This is a genomic window from Leeuwenhoekiella sp. CH_XMU1409-2 (genome assembly GCF_037029365.1).
GTDB lineage: Bacteria > Bacteroidota > Bacteroidia > Flavobacteriales > Flavobacteriaceae > Leeuwenhoekiella > Leeuwenhoekiella blandensis.
This window is the reverse complement of record NZ_JAYMEI010000007.1, coordinates 1-16,654: the sequence shown is the minus strand read 5'-3', so window position 1 is coordinate 16,654 and position 16,654 is coordinate 1. Positions and strand designations below refer to the sequence as shown.

At 41.1% G+C, this 16,654-nt stretch carries 16 protein-coding genes; 4 read left to right on the top strand and 12 right to left on the bottom strand.

The window, feature by feature from the left end:
* Nucleotides 1-178 precede the first annotated feature (178 nt).
* Complete coding sequence (locus WA338_RS09095; protein ID WP_272987471.1) at nt 179-916, top strand: tyrosine-protein phosphatase; 738 nt, start codon at nt 179-181, stop codon at nt 914-916.
* Here the strand turns inward: WA338_RS09095 and WA338_RS09090 are convergent.
* The 4 genes from WA338_RS09090 to WA338_RS09075 all read right to left on the bottom strand — a co-directional run bounded on the left by WA338_RS09090 (nt 913) and on the right by WA338_RS09075 (nt 4,637).
* Nucleotides 913-1,911 carry a UDP-N-acetylglucosamine 4,6-dehydratase gene (locus WA338_RS09090; RefSeq protein ID WP_272987470.1) on the bottom strand — a complete coding sequence of 333 codons (999 nt, stop codon included), beginning with the start codon at nt 1,909-1,911 and terminating at the stop codon, nt 913-915. The genes WA338_RS09095 and WA338_RS09090 overlap by 4 nt on opposite strands.
* Before the next feature lie 2 nt (nt 1,912-1,913).
* Nucleotides 1,914-3,056, bottom strand: coding sequence for an aminotransferase class V-fold PLP-dependent enzyme (locus tag WA338_RS09085; RefSeq protein WP_272987468.1), 1,143 nt, complete (start codon nt 3,054-3,056; stop codon nt 1,914-1,916).
* Nucleotides 3,049-4,116, bottom strand: a complete 1,068-nt coding sequence (locus WA338_RS09080; RefSeq protein ID WP_272987467.1) for a glycosyltransferase family 4 protein — start codon at nt 4,114-4,116, stop codon at nt 3,049-3,051. Before WA338_RS09080 ends, WA338_RS09085 begins: the two co-directional genes overlap by 8 nt.
* Before the next feature lie 101 nt (nt 4,117-4,217).
* Entirely contained in the window at nt 4,218-4,637 is a 420-nt protein-coding gene (locus tag WA338_RS09075) for an OsmC family protein (RefSeq protein ID WP_272987465.1), read from the bottom strand.
* Between the two features lie 133 nt (nt 4,638-4,770).
* Here WA338_RS09075 and WA338_RS09070 point away from each other — a divergent pair, with 133 nt between their 5' ends.
* Both WA338_RS09070 and WA338_RS09065 read left to right on the top strand, forming a co-directional pair.
* Entirely contained in the window at nt 4,771-5,244 is a 474-nt protein-coding gene (locus WA338_RS09070) for a hypothetical protein (protein ID WP_272987462.1), read from the top strand.
* 1 nt (nt 5,245) lies between these two features.
* Nucleotides 5,246-6,019: an aldose 1-epimerase gene (locus WA338_RS09065; protein WP_272987461.1), complete on the top strand. Its 774-nt coding sequence runs from the start codon at nt 5,246-5,248 to the stop codon at nt 6,017-6,019.
* Here WA338_RS09065 and WA338_RS09060 read toward each other — a convergent pair.
* Nucleotides 6,016-8,943: an FAD-binding and (Fe-S)-binding domain-containing protein gene (locus WA338_RS09060; protein ID WP_272987459.1), complete on the bottom strand. Its 2,928-nt coding sequence runs from the start codon at nt 8,941-8,943 to the stop codon at nt 6,016-6,018. The two genes, WA338_RS09065 and WA338_RS09060, sit on opposite strands and share 4 nt — an antisense overlap.
* Nucleotides 8,944-9,082: 139 nt before the next feature.
* On the opposite strand from WA338_RS09060, the gene WA338_RS09055 reads away from it, so the two are divergent.
* Nucleotides 9,083-9,574, top strand: coding sequence for a hypothetical protein (locus tag WA338_RS09055; protein ID WP_009779427.1), 492 nt, complete (start codon nt 9,083-9,085; stop codon nt 9,572-9,574).
* A gap of 82 nt (nt 9,575-9,656) precedes the next feature.
* Here WA338_RS09055 and bshA read toward each other — a convergent pair whose 3' ends face one another.
* The 7 genes from bshA to WA338_RS09020 form a co-directional block, all read right to left on the bottom strand.
* Nucleotides 9,657-10,808: an N-acetyl-alpha-D-glucosaminyl L-malate synthase BshA gene (gene bshA, locus WA338_RS09050; protein ID WP_009779426.1), complete on the bottom strand. Its 1,152-nt coding sequence runs from the start codon at nt 10,806-10,808 to the stop codon at nt 9,657-9,659.
* A 73-nt stretch (nt 10,809-10,881) separates the two neighbouring features.
* Nucleotides 10,882-13,797 (bottom strand): glycoside hydrolase family 3 N-terminal domain-containing protein, encoded by a 2,916-nt coding sequence (locus WA338_RS09045; RefSeq protein ID WP_009779425.1) that lies wholly within the window; start codon nt 13,795-13,797, stop codon nt 10,882-10,884.
* Between the two features lie 8 nt (nt 13,798-13,805).
* Nucleotides 13,806-14,291 (bottom strand): hypothetical protein, encoded by a 486-nt coding sequence (locus WA338_RS09040; RefSeq protein WP_009779424.1) that lies wholly within the window; start codon nt 14,289-14,291, stop codon nt 13,806-13,808.
* A gap of 89 nt (nt 14,292-14,380) precedes the next feature.
* Nucleotides 14,381-15,007 carry a hypothetical protein gene (locus WA338_RS09035; protein ID WP_009779423.1) on the bottom strand — a complete coding sequence of 209 codons (627 nt, stop codon included), beginning with the start codon at nt 15,005-15,007 and terminating at the stop codon, nt 14,381-14,383.
* A gap of 13 nt (nt 15,008-15,020) precedes the next feature.
* Nucleotides 15,021-15,626, bottom strand: a complete 606-nt coding sequence (locus WA338_RS09030; protein WP_154648911.1) for a hypothetical protein — start codon at nt 15,624-15,626, stop codon at nt 15,021-15,023.
* A gap of 16 nt (nt 15,627-15,642) precedes the next feature.
* A complete protein-coding gene (locus WA338_RS09025) occupies nt 15,643-16,233 on the bottom strand; it encodes a hypothetical protein (protein WP_009779421.1) in 591 nt (196 codons plus the stop codon).
* Between the two features lie 174 nt (nt 16,234-16,407).
* Nucleotides 16,408-16,654: hypothetical protein (locus WA338_RS09020; RefSeq protein WP_336093107.1), on the bottom strand; the 247-nt coding region annotated here is incomplete at its 5' end.

The following is a 16,654-nucleotide window of genomic DNA, read 5'->3' as shown; positions in this document are numbered from 1 at the left end:
AGGAGCAATCTTTTAACGCTTCTACAACGTCAAAAATGAATAGCGCTCCTTATATTTTCAATAAGTTTTTTGGAGTATCAAAACGCCGTTCTTCAATGTTGATAAAATCAGATTAATCCAGATTCTACGTGCGTTATCTCCACCTATAAATGTTTACTTTTGCCAAAATTTCACCAACATGTTCTCTATTTTCAGTTCGAAAAAACTCTTAGCATCTAAGCTGGGCGAATTCACAGACATCCATAATCATATTCTTCCGGGAATTGACGACGGAGCCAAAACTCCAGAGGATTCCCTTCAGCTATTGAAGCAGTTTAAGGAAATAGGTATCACCAACCTCATTTGCACCCCGCATACGATGAGTGATTATTACCCCAACACGCCTGAGACTATTTTAGATGCTGAAACTACACTGAAAACTTTTTTGAAGGATAAAGGCCACGAAGACATCAGTATCAGATCTTCTTCAGAATATATGATGGATTCCGGCCTCGTAGATCTCTTAGAGAGCAAGCAGATCCTACCGCTAAAAGACAATTATGTTTTGGTTGAAATGTCATATTTGCAGCCACCGGTTAATCTTAGAGAGATCCTTTTTAAAGTGGGTAATTCGGGCTATATCCCTGTCTTGGCACATCCTGAGCGCTATGCGTTTTATCACGCGAAATATGACACCTATAACGAACTGAAAAACATCTGTAAATTTCAGTTGAATGCCCTGTCTATAAGCGGTTACTACGGACCTGGAATCGCTAAAATCGCTTTGAAATTACTCAGCGAAGGCATGTATGATTTTATTGGCACAGACACGCATCATATGCGTCACGTTGAGAATTTGAAAAAAGTGAAGTTCGCAGGAAAATACGAGCAAGACCTCGACCGAATCATAAGCAATACAACAGCTACGTTCAGTTAAACATAAGCTGTAAGTTCGTCTAAAAACTGCTGTGCTTTTTTACCGTCAAAAGCTTCGGCAGCCAGAATGCAATGCTTTAGACGCTCCAAATTCAATTTTGGTTTAGGAGTGAATACTTTTGCTAGTACGTCTTCCGAAGAAGCATCGATTTGCTCTCTGCTAGAATACAAAAGTTCTTCTTGCTTTTCATATTCCGGAAGTGTCAAATAGGTTATTGGATAATTTTCAATAGACGTATCGGCATATTCTTTCAAGAGTTTTTCAGCAATACGCTCCACCGTCAACAGGTTTGTCTGACCGGGAATATAAAGACCTGCGGAATCTTCAAACTTCAGTAGCTTTAAAACAAGCTCCAGGATCAAGGCCTTCTGAATGAAAGCGCGTCGCACTTCTTTACCCTTTATTTCTAGTGGAAGTTGTTGTTGTATACGCGCTTTAAACACAGGAACCACGGATCCCGAAGAATCATATACATTACACAAACGCAAAATACTAAGCTGTGTTGTGGTAGTTTCCGTCTGTTTGAAAAGCAAATATTCTTCGACAACCCTTTTAGTCTTTCCCATCACACTTATGGGCTCGACCGCCTTGTCTGTTGAAATAAACAGGAAACGCGCGATGTTGTGTTTACAAGAAGTGTCAATAAGTAATTTGGCGCCTTTGATGTTTGTTTTAACTGCTGCACACACATTTTCCTCCATCAAAGAAACGTGTTTGTAGGCCGCTGCGTGAAAGACGATATCTATGTGCTGTTTCTGAAATAAAGCCGAAATAAATGCAGTATCACAAATACTTTCTAAATAGTAGTTCAACTTCACTTGCGGAAAATGGATCGCCATTTCCTGAAGCAAGCTATGCATTCCCAATTCTGAGATATCTACCAGAATTAGTCGCTTGGGTTGGTATTGCGCCAGGCCTAAAACCAATTCGCGACCGATACTTCCCGCGGCACCGGTTATGAGAATGGTTTGGTTTTTAAGCTCAGAAATCTCCATAATTAAGCCGAAAAATACGCATTTATTGCCTGTTGAATTCGGTTAAGATCTTCTTTTGTCAAACCACATCCGGATGGCAGACACAATCCGGTCTTCCATAAGGTTTCCGCTTGTTGCGCTCCAAAATAATGTTGTTCACTGTAGATCTCTTGAAGATGCAAGGGCTTCCACGGAAAACGGGATTCAATCCCTTTTTCGGTTAAAAAAGCCTGAAATTGTTGCGGATTTTTTGTTGAATTACTTCCTGTAAATCGAATAACAGTCAGCCAATAATTCGCATAATATTTCTCATTTTGAACGCTCAGCACTTCAACTTCTTCTATTTCGGCAAAGCACTCCTGATAAAACTGATGAAGCTCCCGCTTCTTTTGAATGCGTTCTTTTAGCGTTTGCAACTGACTCAAACCAAGCGCTGCATTCAATCCCGGCATCGCATAATTAAAGCCTACGGCATCGTGTTCAAATCCTGTTGTAGCACTTTTCGCCTGACGCGACAAATGCCTGGCCTCCTCAGCCTTTTGAGCATCTTTACAAATCAGTGCACCACCGCCACCGGTCGTGATGATCTTATTTCCGTTAAAGGATAAAATTCCGTAATCGCCAAAAAGTCCGCAAGGTTGCTCTTTATATCTACTTCCTAAAGCTTCGGCTGCATCTTCGATCAATGGAATCTCATTATCTTTACAAAGCTTGACTATTTCTTCCATTTGACAGGGAATCCCAAAAGAATGAACCGCGACCAGAGCCGCCGGCTTTTTGTTTTGCTTCAGGCACCATTCAATAGCCTCTTTTACTTTTTCAGGAGCTAGATTATAAGTGTTCTTTTCACTATCGATAAACACAGGGATCGCTCCTAAATAGGCTATCGGATTTGAAGAAGCTACAAAACTCATCGTCTGGCACAGTACAAAATCATCGCGTTGCACGCCGGCTAACTTTAAGGCAAGGTGTAAGGCTGCAGTCCCTGAATTTAATGCCACTACTTCCCGATCCGTTTGCAAAAATTCACGGAGTTTCTTTTCAAATTTTGTTACTGTCGGTCCACCGGAAGTCACCCAATTTTCATTGACAACCTGAGTAAGGTAATCTGTAGCATCCGCATCAATGGATGGCAACGCAAGCGCTATTTTTTTGGACTCATCCATTGCTGTTTTCTTTTGAGTTGGTGAACTTCTTGATCAAACTATTGAGATAAAAATGTAGTGCTACACTAAATGCAACCTGTACTACAAAAAATAACAACACTCCTAATAGAGGTTCTAAATACCAGGCCCCGAATACATTCAACAAAGTCAAAACCACCACAATAGTCACAATTCTAGAATGCCCATACCCCAAACGAATGAGCGAAGAATAACTGTGCAGTTTATCTCTTTTGAAAAGCGCTTGTTTGCGGCTTAGTCGCAATAGTAACACGCGAATCGTATCTGCAATAGGAAACCAAAAAAGCGCAAGCAAAATTGGTAAACGTTGCTGAAATGAGTCTAATTGTGCATTGTTGATGCTCAGATCTGCTTCTAAAAAGAAAATCGCCAAGCAAGCACAAGAAAAACCTATGAATAATGAGCCACTATCTCCCATAAACAACGCTGCCGGCTCGCGATTCAATTGCCGGAAACCAAATAAAGCAGCAGCCATACACATTAAGAAAACTCCGGAAAATGGCGTTTGAAAATACAACAACCCCAAAATAAATACGAGTGCTACTGCCGTCGCCAAACCATCTACACCATCAATAAAATTGAAGGCATTCGTCAAAAAAGTGATCAGCACTACACTTAGTATAACACTCAAAACATACGGCAGCCGGATAAAACTATGTTCCAACAAAACCGATTCTAACCGAAGGTCTCCTAAAACCACAACTGCAGTAATTATGGCGATCTGAAGTACGAGCTTAAGCAACCATCCCAAAGGCTTTAAATCATCGTATAAACCCAACAAAAACAGTCCTGCTGCTCCTATCAAAAAGTAGAAGTACGTAGCATAAATCAACTCCCGATCAAAGATCAAAACAGGAATCACAACACCCAAAACCAAGGCTATACCCCCAGAGGCAGGTACGGCGTTTTGATGTAGTTTTTTCCCACTAATATTGTCAATAAAGTGCGCCGCTAGCTTTTGTGTACATAGCAATCTCCCAACCATAAAACTGGTTAAAAAGGCTACAACTGCCGGTAAAATATAAAGTACTAGTGGAGACACTTCTTCTTGTTTTGTTCGTCAAAGATACACTTTACACTTTTGCTTCTTGCGCATAAAAAAACCTCCCGTCGGGGAGGTTTTAAATTTATATTGAAGATTTTTTATTCTTCTAAAGTTGCATCGAGACTGATTTCGGCATTTAATAATTTTGAAACCGGGCAATTTTCTTTTGCTTTGGTTGCGATCTTTTTAAAGGTTTCTGCATCAAATTCCGGCACTTTACCTACTAAGGTCAAATCGATTTTGGTGATCGCACCTTCCTCAAAAGTTACGTTAGCGTCCGTTTTTAAATCTTCGGCAGTGTAACCTTCTTCGCCTAAAAATGCGGTCAATTGCATCGTGAAGCAACCTGCGTGTGCCGCTCCGATCAATTCTTCAGGATTGGTTCCTTTTCCGTCTTCAAAACGGGTTGCAAAACCATATTTTGATGCGTCCAGAACTTTACTTTCAGTAGAAATGGTTCCCATTCCTGCTTTGATTTGCCCTTTCCAGTTTGCTGATGCTTTTCTTGAAAATTTCATATGTAGTTTTCTTTTTTTGGTTTGAATTAAAATTAGGCATCAACCGCGCCTATTCCTAGTTCTTTAAAGATATTTTAGCGTTTAAAACCCAAGTATTAACGGGCTTTAACAGCATTTTGGTTAAATTGCAGTTATGAAAGCAGCTACGGTCACGCAGTTAAAAAAAGAACTCAAACACAAAGATGAAGACGAACTTCTCAACATTTGTTTGAGGCTCTCCAAATTCAAAAAAGAGAACAAAGAACTGCTCACGTATTTGCTTTTTGAGTCAGATTATGAACCGGGTTATGTTACACTGATCAAAGAAAACATCGATGAGCAGTTTGAAGCGCTCAACACGCGCAATTACTACTGGATGAAAAAGTCGATCAGAAAGATTTTGCGCGAGACCAAAAAGTACATCCGCTATTCCGGCAATAAAGAGACCGAAGTACAACTTTTGCTTTATTTCTGCGAAAAAATGCAAGCCGTACGCCCTGCAATTCGCAATAACAATACGCTGCGTAATTTGTATTTACGGCAACTGGAATACATTCATAAAAAGATTGAAGCCTTACACGAAGATTTACATCTCGATTATTATAACGCCTTAGAAAAGCTGAACTAAAATGACACAACTACAACTAAAAAACCTCAACGTTAGCATTGATAAAGGTCAACTTTCAAGTTTTAAGAAAGACGACTATGAGTATATTCATCAAGTGGGAAGTCCCGGCTGGGGAAAATCTGACGATGAGATGTTTCCTATAATCGGCCCCACAGATGAAGCCGGTTTTAAAGTAAAAACGCCTAAAGGAGAAGCGATCTTGGATCAACACGGGTTGTTGCGCGAACTTGATTACGCGCTTACTTCTTCAACAGCAACTACAGCGGTTTTTGAAAAGCAGTATACTGCGGGAACCAAGATCAAAAATTCGAAATACCCTAAAAAATCTACTGAAGAATGGCTGAGCTGGCCGTATGATTTTGTGTTTAAAAAGCAATTCAGTCTCAGTGAAGATGGACTAAAAATTGAATTCATCATTAGTGGAGAACCGGAAATGCCGTTTATGCTAGGGTATCATCCTGCCTTTAAATTGCGTACCGAAAAACCAACGGTAACCCATGCTAAAAAAGAAATTAGTCTAGCTGAAATTATGGCGGTAGGAAGCCGAGCCTTTCAGGTTCCTGATTGTTCTGAAATTACGCTCAACGACGAAAATTCGATCACGCTTAAATCTGAAGGTTTTGGCAATTTTATGCTGTGGACCGAAGTGACTAATATGGTTTGTGTAGAACCTGTAAGCTTCTATCCCTACGCTGTTGCACAGGAAAACCTAAATGAAGGTTTCCAAAACTTACCAGAGGAAGGAATCACCTTTACAGTTTTACTGAAGATCTAAACCAAAGCATTTTTTAAAATAGTAACGGGATGCTGTGCTTGGCGCTGTGTCCCGTCTTTTATTTGATGCCTACAACTCGTACCCGGCGCGGCGATGAGTGTATCTTCTGAAGCTTTGCGTACCGCAGGAAACAGCGTTTGCTCTCCTATTTGCATACTCAACGCATAATGTTCCTTTTCATACCCAAAAGAGCCAGCCATCCCACAACACCCAGACGGAATGATCGTAGGCGTATAATTCACCGGAAGGTTCAAAATACTAAAGGTATGCTCTATTCCGCTTAAGGACTTTTGATGGCAATGCCCGTGAATCTTCAGCTTCTTGGCTTCGGTGGTAAATGAAGTCGCTTTAATGCGTTCTGCTTTGATTTCAGCACTCAAAAATTCTTCAATAGTAAAGGTGTTTTTAGCTAAAGCTTTTGCCTCCTCAACGTCTTTTGCCAGACGCAAATATTCATCCCTAAAGCCTAAAATCGCTGAAGGTTCAATTCCGATTAAAGGGTGCTTCTCATCAATAAGATCTTTAAACGTGTTGATGTTTTTCTGTGCAGTCTTACGTGCTTCTTTTAAAAAACCTTTGGAAATAAAAGAACGTCCACTCTCGGCGTGCGCAACTATACGCACTTCATAGTTGAGTCGCTGCAACAAGATCACGGCATCCTCACCAATTTGTGCATCGAGATAATTGGTAAACTCATCGGCAAATAAATAGACCGTCTTGATCGGGTTTTGTGGATTGAAGGCTTTCAGCTTTTTAAAACGCTTTCTTAAGGTACGTTTGGAAAGCGGCGGAAGGCTTCGTTCAGGAGCAACTTCGAGGGTTTTCCTGATAAACCTCCCACTCAGTTTAGCTTTGTACAAACGATTTGTAATCCCCGGAAGCACCGCTCCTACTTTGTTTAAATAGGCATTAAATGCAAACGCACGTGTGCGTAGGGAGCTCCCGTTTTCCTTTTTATATTGATATTCAAATTCAGCTTTTAAAGCAGCAACATCCACATTACTTGGGCATTCGCTGGCACAAGCTTTACAGCTTAGGCAGAGGTCAAAAACTTCTTTTAATTCTTTATGATTAAAACTGTTCTTACGTTCTGATTTGGTTAAGAATTCTCGCAATGCATTTGCTCTTCCACGCGTGGAATCTTTCTCATCGCGAGTAGCGCGATAGCTGGGACACATCGTACCACCGGCAGCCGGTAACTTTCTGCAATCGCCTGTACCGTTGCATTGTTCTGCAGCGCGTAAAATTCCTTGGCTATCGTCAAAATTGAGTAAGGTATCAATTTGCGGTTCTTCACGATCTGGAGTATAGCGCAGGTTTTCGTCCATCGGGTTGGCATTCACCAGCTTCCCGGGATTGAAGACATTATGAGGATCAAAGCTGCTTTTAATACGTTTTAAACGCTCATAGTTGGCACTACCTATCATCATCTCTACAAACTCGCCACGTACGAGTCCGTCGCCGTGTTCACCACTCATCGAACCCTGATATTTTTTGACCAGGTTTGCTACCGCCGTTGTGATCTTTCTGAAAAGCACCACATCATCTGCTTTCTTTAAATCCAGAATAGGTCGCAAATGCAACTCTCCGGCCCCTGCGTGCGCATAATACACCGCATCCTGTTTAAAGTCTGCCATCAATGCGCTAAATTCGTTGATGTAGGGCGCAAGATCTTCTAACGCTACGGCAGTATCCTCAATACAGGCTACCGCCTTGCGATCGCCCACAATGTTTCCTAATAAGCCCAAGCCTGCTTTACGCAGTTCTAAAGCCTGATTGATCTGTGAACCTTCAAGGGTAGGATAAGCATAGCTCAACCCAGAATTTTCAATAGTCGCGATTAACGCTAAAGCTTGTTTGCGTGCATCGTCCAACGTATTTGCACGCACTTCCAACATTAAAATCGCTGCAGGGTCGCCTTCAATAAAAAAGCGATTTTTTTGCTGCTCCCGATTATTAAGCGTACAATCAAGAATTACTTTATCCATCATTTCACAAGCATACAGCTTATGTTGCATCGCTGGGACTACCGCTTCTAAACAAGATGTAATACTTTCAAAGTGCGCTGCAACCATCACTCCGTGCTTTGGAGGTAGTACATCTAATTGTAGCGTTATTTCTGTGCTAAACGCGAGCGTTCCTTCACTTCCTGCAAGCAGCTTACACATATTGAACGGTTGCTCACTTTTGTTATCGAAAACTGAATTATCAAGCAAGGCGTCTAGCGCATATCCCGTATTTCTGCGATGGATTTCCGGTTTGGGAAATCTAGACCGAATCTCCTCCTGCACCTGTTCATCCTTCAATTGTTCATAAATGCTGCTGTATACTTTTCCTTCAAGGGTGTTCAGTTTGCACTTTTGTTTAAACTCTTCAGCTGAAATCGAACTAAAAGTAACGCTGCTTGCGTCGCTTAATATGGTTTTTACTTCTACCACCTTATCACGTGTTACGCCAAATTGAATAGAAGTAGTTCCCGATGAATTATTCCCCACCATTCCGCCAATCATACAGCGGTTTGAGGTTGACGTATTTGGTGCAAAAAATAAGCCATGCGGTTCAAGAAAGCGATTCAACTCATCACGTATCACACCCGGTTGTACAGTCACCGTTTTGTTGTGCACATCCAGCGCAATGACTTCAGTAAAATATTTAGACACATCTACCACAAGACCGTCTCCTACACATTGTCCTGCCAGGGAAGTTCCTGCAGTTCGCGGAATGATCCCTATCTTATTTTTTTCAGCAAAAAGAATAAGCTGCTGAATATCTTTCTCACACTTCGGAAACGCAACCGCAACAGGAATTTGACGATAAACCGAAGCATCTGTAGCATACAAGGTTTTGTGCAAATCATCAAAAAATAGATCTCCGTCAAGAGAATCTCTGAGTTCAGATAAGGGTTCTGTGAGCTGTGTAATCATAAGCTAAAGGTACAACTATTAAGTGTTTTGAAGTTAACAAAACCTTAGACAAGCTTAACAAAAGATTGGCGCAACCCCTGTAAACACTAAGCTTAACTAGGATTACATTTGTGAAACAAAAATTTTAAAAATTATAATTATGAAAAAATTACTTATAGCATTTGTCTGCATCGCCGGATTTTCTTTTAGCTCACAAGCTCAAGATATAGCCCCTAACGCGTTAGGTCTTCGTTTAGGAGATAGCGACGGTTTTGGAGCTGAAATCTCTTACCAAAGAGCCCTAGGAAGCAACAACAGATTAGAGCTTGATTTAGGTATCAGAGACGGAAATAACTATGACGGTTTTAAACTTGCCGGCTTGTACCAATGGGTATGGAATATTGACGGTGGTTTTAACTGGTATGCCGGTGTAGGTGGTGGTCTTGCATCTTACGATTATGATCGCAACGATTATGACGATGATACCTTTGTGTTTGCAGCAGGTGATATAGGTATCGAGTATGACTTTGATATTCCCTTAGTTCTTTCTTTAGACTTTAGACCGGAAATTGGTTTTGGAGACGGAAATAACTATTACGATAATGACGACCTAGATTTTGATATCGCATTGGGAATTCGTTACCAGTTTTAAGAACTGAATGAACAGCATAAAAAATCCCGCTTTTACAAGCGGGATTTTTTTATTGCCGTTGTTTACAACTACGGCTTTATCTTTAAGAAAGTGAAGCTTTTTTAGGTTCATTTTTCCTAATTGCTTTTTCATAAACTTCTTCATACATCGGTACGATATTTTCGATCGCAAAATGTTGTGCTTGTGTTCTTGCCTGTTTTTTGAACTGTGCCAATTCTGCATCTGACTTCAAGATTACGAGTGCATTCTTAGCCATTTCTTCTACTGCGCCTACCTCGCTTAAGAAACCGGAAACTCCGTGGGTATTCACTTCTGATAATCCACCGGCATTAGAGGAAATCACAGGAACGCCGTGCGACATTGCTTCTAATGCTGCAAGGCCAAAACTTTCAGCTTTAGAAGGAAGTAAAAACAGATCTGAAAAGCACAATACTTTATCGATCTCATTGCTATTTCCTAAAAAGATCACCTTAGAAGCGATGCCCAATTCTTCGGCTAAAGCTTCGGCAGGAGCGCGTTCAGGACCTTCTCCTACCATAATCAGTTTAGATGGAATTTCCTTCTGAATGTGATAAAAGGTCTTAATCACATCGGGAATGCATTTTACCTCGCGCATGTTACTGATGTGTGTAACAATACGTTCATCTTCGTGTGCCATCAAACCGCGTTGACAATCGGTAAAGGTATCTTTTACCGTACTCAGATCAATAAAATTGGGGATTACTTTGATCTTGCGTTTGATGTCGAAAAGTCGGTTTGTGTCTTCTTTCAGGCTTTGAGAAACCGAAGTCACCACATCACTTTTGTTTATACTGAAGGTTACCGCGGGTTTGTAAAACGGGTGATTTCCTACTAAGGTAATATCTGTCCCGTGAAGTGTAGTTACCATCGGGATGGTGATTCCCTCTTGCTGAAGCATTTTCTTTGCCATATATCCCGCGTACGCGTGCGGAATCGCATAATGCACGTGTAACACGTCTATATGGTAGGCTTTGATAATGGTTACCAGTTTGCTTGAAAGTGCTAACTCGTAGGGTTGAAAATGAAATAAAGGATACTCCGGCACATTTACCTCGTGAAAGAAAATCTTTTCATTTAATAAATCGAGGCGTACCGGCTGCTTGTAGGTAATAAAATGCACCTCGTGGCCGCGTTTAGAAAGCGCGATCCCCAGTTCGGTTGCAACAACGCCACTTCCGCCAAAGGTAGGATAACAAACAATAGCTATTTTCATGATGTAAAAATACCAATTTATTCGTGCACTACGTACCAGAAAAAGTGCGCAATATTAGCGATGGATGACAACATTAAGGAATCACCGCATTCTCAATCACTTCCTGAATACGTGTGCGCAAATCTGAAGAAATCAATTTTCTGTTATCGGCTGTAGGGAACGTGCGGTTGGATAGAAACACATAAATAATACCCGACTCAGGATCTGCCCAGGTCAAAGTTCCTGTAAATCCTGAATGCCCAAAACTTTCCATACTCACACAACCACAGGTAGGTCCTACTGTTCCTAATTGAGGTTTATCAAAGCCAACACCTCTGCGCACATCGTCTTTACAATAATAACAGGTATTGAACGCGTTCATCGTTTCTTTTGAGAAATAGCGCTTCCCACCGTAGTAGCCGTTTTGAAGATACATCTGCATCATTTTTGCCACGTCATTGGCATTACTAAAAAGACCGGCGTGTCCACCAATGTTATCCTCCATAGCTGCACCCATGTCGTGCACATAACCGTGTACTTGTTGCATACGCCAGTAGGTGTCATTCTCACTGGGAACGATCTTGCTTTTTGCAAAGCGACTGAGCGGTTTATATCCCATGGTATGTGCCCCAAGGGATTGATAATAATTTTCCTGCGTTAAATGATCTAAATCTTTTCCTCCGGTATTCTCCAAATACTCTTTGAATAAGAAATAAGAAAGGTCACTGTATTTATAAACCCTTCTGCTGAGCAGGTCTGAGTCGGCAATAATTTTCACGATAGAATCGGGATAATCGTTACGCAAATACAGATCTTCTGCTACCTTAAGACTGAAATTCTCTTCGGGTCGCGTACGATAATATTTTTTTGAAAGCTTTCCGGAGTCATCAAAAGTTGCCGTATAAAAAGGAATCCAAGGTTTGAGTCTACCGTAGTGCGACAATACTTCTTTAACCGTGATGTTTTGTTTGTTTGAACCTTGTAGCACAGGAAGCAGAGTTCCCAGCTTATCATCCAATTTGAATTTACCCTCATCATAACGTTTCATCAGCATGGGCAAGGTTGCCAAAATTTTGGTCATCGAAGCCAGATCATAAACATCATCCAGTTGTACCGGTTGCTTTTTGGTATAGGTATGATAGCCAAAAGCCTTCTCGTAGATCACCCTCCCGTGACGTGCAACCAACACCTGACCGCCGGGAAACATCACATCGGTAAGACCTTCTTTCATCAGGTTATCAATACCTTTCAATTGTTCAGAATCCATTCCTTCCTCCTCAGGAATCCCATATTTCAAACGACGCAAGGTTCCTATCTCGTAGCTGGTATTGATCTTAAACTCTTCACCCACCGAAACCGGCAGTTTACCTTTAGCCTCAATCGCTCCAAAAATAAGCTGTGCACTCAACTCCTGCGCAATGCTGCTGTTTTGATAAGACATCACAACCCCTTCAAGGTTGCTGGTATTTTCCAGATCAAAAAGCGCATATGGTCGTACAAAAACATCCAGCACCGTTGGTTTGGCTGCTGCTATCGTTTCTATAATTTCAATTTCACGGGAGGTAAACTTGTAGGACTTCCAGGGGTTGTCATTCGACCTGTGAAAACCAATTATCACATAATTAAACGCCTCTAGCTTTGTACTATATTCTGAAGCCGAAGCCGCTTCAATTTTTGTGATCTCAGCATATTTTTTAAGCGCATTATAAAACGGCGTCCCGCTGTCATCGCCCAGTTCGATATAGGCGATCTTTTTATCTTCAATATTCTTTACAGGTAAAATTGCCTGATCATTCTTTAATACGGTGAGCGCGCTCGCCATCGCTTTGCGGTACACCACCTCATCTTCAGGCTTGTTGAGATCCTCATAAAGATTTTGTAGCTCAATAGGCTTATAATTATTAAGTCCGGCTTTGAATTTGGCAAAGAGTATTTTCTTCACCGATCGGGATAAGCGCTTTTCGGTAATTTCGCCTTTATTATAAGCTTCTTCAATTTTGGCAATCGCTTTAGGCACATTTTCGCTCATCAGCAAAATATCATTCCCGGCGTTAAAAGCCGCCAAATCGATCTCCCCGGGAGCATCGTAATTTGAAGCTCCTTTCATATTGAGCGCATCAGTAAAAATAAGTCCTTGATAACCTAAACTGTCTTTGAGAATATCGGTTACTACCTTTTTAGACAAGGAGGTTGGATATCCCGGTCGATTGTCTAGCGCCGGCACGTTAAGATGTGCCACCATAATACTTGCAATACCCGCATCGATCACTTTCTTGTACGGATACATTTCTATGGAATCTAAACGCTTACGCGAAAATGGAATCGTAGGAAGGGTTTTATGCGAATCCTGATTGGTATCGCCGTGTCCCGGAAAATGCTTTGCACTTCCTAAAACTCCTGCACCTTGCATACCACGAATGAAGGCTACACTTTTATCGGTTACATTATCCCGATCTTCGCCAAAGGAACGATTGCCGATAATAGGATTCTCTGGATTTACATTGATGTCGACATCCGGGGCAAAATTGATATGCACCCCGAGGCGTTTATTATGTAAACCGATTTGCTTACCTACCTGTTCTACAAGCTTATTATCGCTTATCGCTCCTAGCGTCATATTCCACGGGAACGCATAGGTTGAATCTAAACGCATAGCAAGTCCCCACTCGGCATCCATCGCTACCATTAAAGGCACTTTACTCAAAGCTTGATACTCGTTTGTAAGTCTTGCCTGGCGCACGGGACCACCTTTAGAAAAAATAAGTCCACCTATGTGATGTTTCTCGATCAGTGGCTTTACCGCATCGGTTACCGATTTGGGATCCCTCGAAAAAACATCAACCATAAAAAGCTGACCAATTTTTTCCTTGAGCGTCATCCCATCATAAATGCTGTCGACCCAAGCTTGTTGCTCGGTCAATTCTTTAGCAATTAACGGATTTCTGGTTTGTGCAAAACCTGTAAATGTGAGCAGTAGAACGACTACCAGTACAAAACGTTCTTTAAGCATATGTTCTTTTATTTAAAGAAACGACTGTGCCAGCTTTCTATTGCAGGCACTTCCCAATGTTCTAAATATTCTTCTTTGGTATTCACGAGGTTATTAAAAACGATCGTCTTTTTCCCTACAGCACCATCTTTTGCCATCTTTTTAAAATCGGTAAGCGGTTTAAAATGCAGACGGTCGTTTTGGATGTAGGTTACATTCATTTTGTCTAGAAGCGAAACCTCAAATTCTTTTTCAAGATCCTGAATAAAACGTACCTGCGTATCTATCGAGCAACCACTGGCTGCGCTTTGGGTTTGGTCAAGAGCAATGATGATGAAGCGGTCATATTTTATTTCAAATCCCGCATTGAGTGCAGCTCCGTGAGCGGTCCATTTCTCTAGAAATGCACTTAGATATTGCTCAAGTTTAGGAAGTTCCTCTTCGGTAAATTTGCGGTCGCTTTGGTAGATCCAAAGTCTTGATGTATCTGATAATTCTTGAAATGGAGTCAACATAGTGTTTGTGAAATTTATTCTCACAAACTTAACATTTATTCAAGGGCTCCTTGAAAAAGATAATGTTAAAAGCCTCTCAAATTGAAACCTTAGGGTCTAAACTTAAGAACAAGCCACCTGCCTAGGCCATCTACCCCAGCTGTTGCGTCGTAGACCAACTCAACAAAGCCCGTTCCGCTTACTGTAATTTGAGAAGTTGCTAGGGTTACAAAACGATTTTCGGGTGCTGCTGCCCCATCCTCTTCCTTAAGTCTTAAGTTTTGTTCTTCTGAAAAATACAATGTGATTCGTCTTCCGTGGAAGCCTCCAGAGATTCCTGTCAAATTTATGGTACTGGAGTAGCCATATACACGAATGAAGGTGCTTGCCTCATTAGATTCTCCTACACCAAGCAAAGCACTGACATTATTTAATGTTGTTCCTTCAACAGCTATTAAAGGACTTAGATCTAGTTCACCAATATTACGCGTTACCGGTGCTAACTCGAGAGTGTTTTCGTTAACGATAAGTCCGGCTCCGGTAGTTGTCCTACTCAATCTATTTGCTGATGAAATTCCGGTAAGGGAAACCGCTACACCCGATGCGTCAATTAAATTTTCAACACGCACTGTACCATTTACATCAAGTGTTGCATCTGGAGTATTGGTATTGATACCAATCTGAGCAAAGCCTGTGGCTTGAAAAAGTAAAAATAATACGAGTAGTTTTCTTATCATATAAGGCCTTGAGTTAATCGTGTATTGAAAGGAATAACCAGCGTTGCGCAGTACCATCATATAGCAGTTCTACACATCCTTTACCTGAAATCGTTTCTGAACCTGCGAGTACTTTGATGCGGTTCTCGGCTTGAGATCCTGCAGAATCCGTGTCTGATTCATCCATAAATTGAATGTTACCCGTATCTACATTATAAAAAAACAAGTGCAAACCGTCTACTCCATCTTGTATTCCTGTAAGCTTGCCATTAGCCGGTAAATTATAAACCTTAACGACAGACATCCCCTCATTAGGTTCGCCCGGCCCCAGGCCTAATTCTAAATCATGAATAAAATTACCATCGTAAGTAATGCCACCCAGATCCTGACTGCCAATACCATAAAGAACATTGCCTTGCACATTTACTTTTCCGTTTGTGAGCGTTAGCGTATTCTGAATGTTGATCGTAGTTAAAGTTCCCTCATCATCGGCTCCTATAAGTCCCAAAGGCGCTGTAATTGAAGGACTGCTTTCGACGCGTACAGAACCCACCACGTGCAAAGTTTCCTGAGGATTGGTCGTACCAATTCCTACCTGCGCATAAGAACCCAGCGTACTCAAAAAAAGAAGTAAGTTCAAAAAGTATCGCATTTTCCTAGCTTCGAATGTTGACTAAAATCCATTTTTCCTGAACACCATCATAAATAAACTCGGCTACACCTTCCCCGTTAATACCTTCATTAGAACCAGAACCTGTAATTATTTGATTCTCGGGACTGCTGTTTGCATTAAGATTGAAGAAAGTCACATTGTTACCCTGTGCATTGTAGAGGTAAAATATACGCCCGTCATAACCGTTGGCAAATCCCGTCATATTGTAACCGTTAGATTCGCCTGTAATGCGTAATACAGCATTTTCATTATTATAAGAATCGATACCTATATCATAATTATTATAGATCACCGTGGTTGCAGCATCAGCGCTCTGATCAACTTCACCTACAAATAAAATATTATCATCTGTACTGTCTTCGATAACCTGAAGTTCGCCATCAACAATATTCAAGTCTGCAGAAAGCTGTAAATGTGTTAAATCACCCGCAACACTTACACCTACCAGACGTGTAGGCACTATGGTAGCATCTGGTTCAAAAACCAAATCACCTACAACGTGAAGTGTAGCTTGAGGATTACTTGTACCGATTCCTACCCTTGCCGTTTGCGCAAACAGAACAGGCGATATCATGGAGAAAAAACAAACTATACTAAAACGAAAAACGTATGTATGGGCTGCCTTCAAATTTTAGACTATTTTAACAAAAGTAAGAATAAACAAGATTAAAAACACATTTTAATCGATAAAAAGCGTTTATTAAATTTTAAATAGCATAAAACGAAAGGAAAAAGCCTACAAACATATTTAATCAATTGAGCCAAAAGACTTCTCCCTATTTGAAGTAAACCACCTCAAGGCAAGCCCCTGGTTTGGAAACGAACGTTTAATTTCGAGGCTTGCCTCAAAGTATTTGACCCTTTGGCGGTGCCAACAAAAAAAGCCACCCAAATGGGTGGCTTTTAGTATTCTTTGAGTGTCCCGTCCTGAAATAAGTTGACACAAATTCGACTTATTTATGAAAGACTCAGAAGGAGCTGAGAAGAAACGCACT

Excerpts from the sequence above, each read along its gene's own strand:
- WA338_RS09095 (WP_272987471.1), top strand. The coding sequence starts at position 179 with ATGTTCTCTATTTTCAGTTCGAAAAAACTCTTAGCATCTAAGCTGGGC.
- WA338_RS09090 (WP_272987470.1), bottom strand. The coding sequence starts at position 1,911 with ATGGAGATTTCTGAGCTTAAAAACCAAACCATTCTCATAACCGGTGCC.
- WA338_RS09085 (WP_272987468.1), bottom strand. The coding sequence starts at position 3,056 with ATGGATGAGTCCAAAAAAATAGCGCTTGCGTTGCCATCCATTGATGCG.
- WA338_RS09075 (WP_272987465.1), bottom strand. The coding sequence starts at position 4,637 with ATGAAATTTTCAAGAAAAGCATCAGCAAACTGGAAAGGGCAAATCAAA.
- WA338_RS09070 (WP_272987462.1), top strand. The coding sequence starts at position 4,771 with ATGAAAGCAGCTACGGTCACGCAGTTAAAAAAAGAACTCAAACACAAA.
- WA338_RS09065 (WP_272987461.1), top strand. The coding sequence starts at position 5,246 with ATGACACAACTACAACTAAAAAACCTCAACGTTAGCATTGATAAAGGT.
- WA338_RS09060 (WP_272987459.1), bottom strand. The coding sequence starts at position 8,943 with ATGATTACACAGCTCACAGAACCCTTATCTGAACTCAGAGATTCTCTT.
- WA338_RS09055 (WP_009779427.1), top strand. The coding sequence starts at position 9,083 with ATGAAAAAATTACTTATAGCATTTGTCTGCATCGCCGGATTTTCTTTT.
- bshA (WP_009779426.1), bottom strand. The coding sequence starts at position 10,808 with ATGAAAATAGCTATTGTTTGTTATCCTACCTTTGGCGGAAGTGGCGTT.
- WA338_RS09045 (WP_009779425.1), bottom strand. The coding sequence starts at position 13,797 with ATGCTTAAAGAACGTTTTGTACTGGTAGTCGTTCTACTGCTCACATTT.
- WA338_RS09040 (WP_009779424.1), bottom strand. The coding sequence starts at position 14,291 with ATGTTGACTCCATTTCAAGAATTATCAGATACATCAAGACTTTGGATC.
- WA338_RS09035 (WP_009779423.1), bottom strand. The coding sequence starts at position 15,007 with ATGATAAGAAAACTACTCGTATTATTTTTACTTTTTCAAGCCACAGGC.
- WA338_RS09025 (WP_009779421.1), bottom strand. The coding sequence starts at position 16,233 with ATGATATCGCCTGTTCTGTTTGCGCAAACGGCAAGGGTAGGAATCGGT.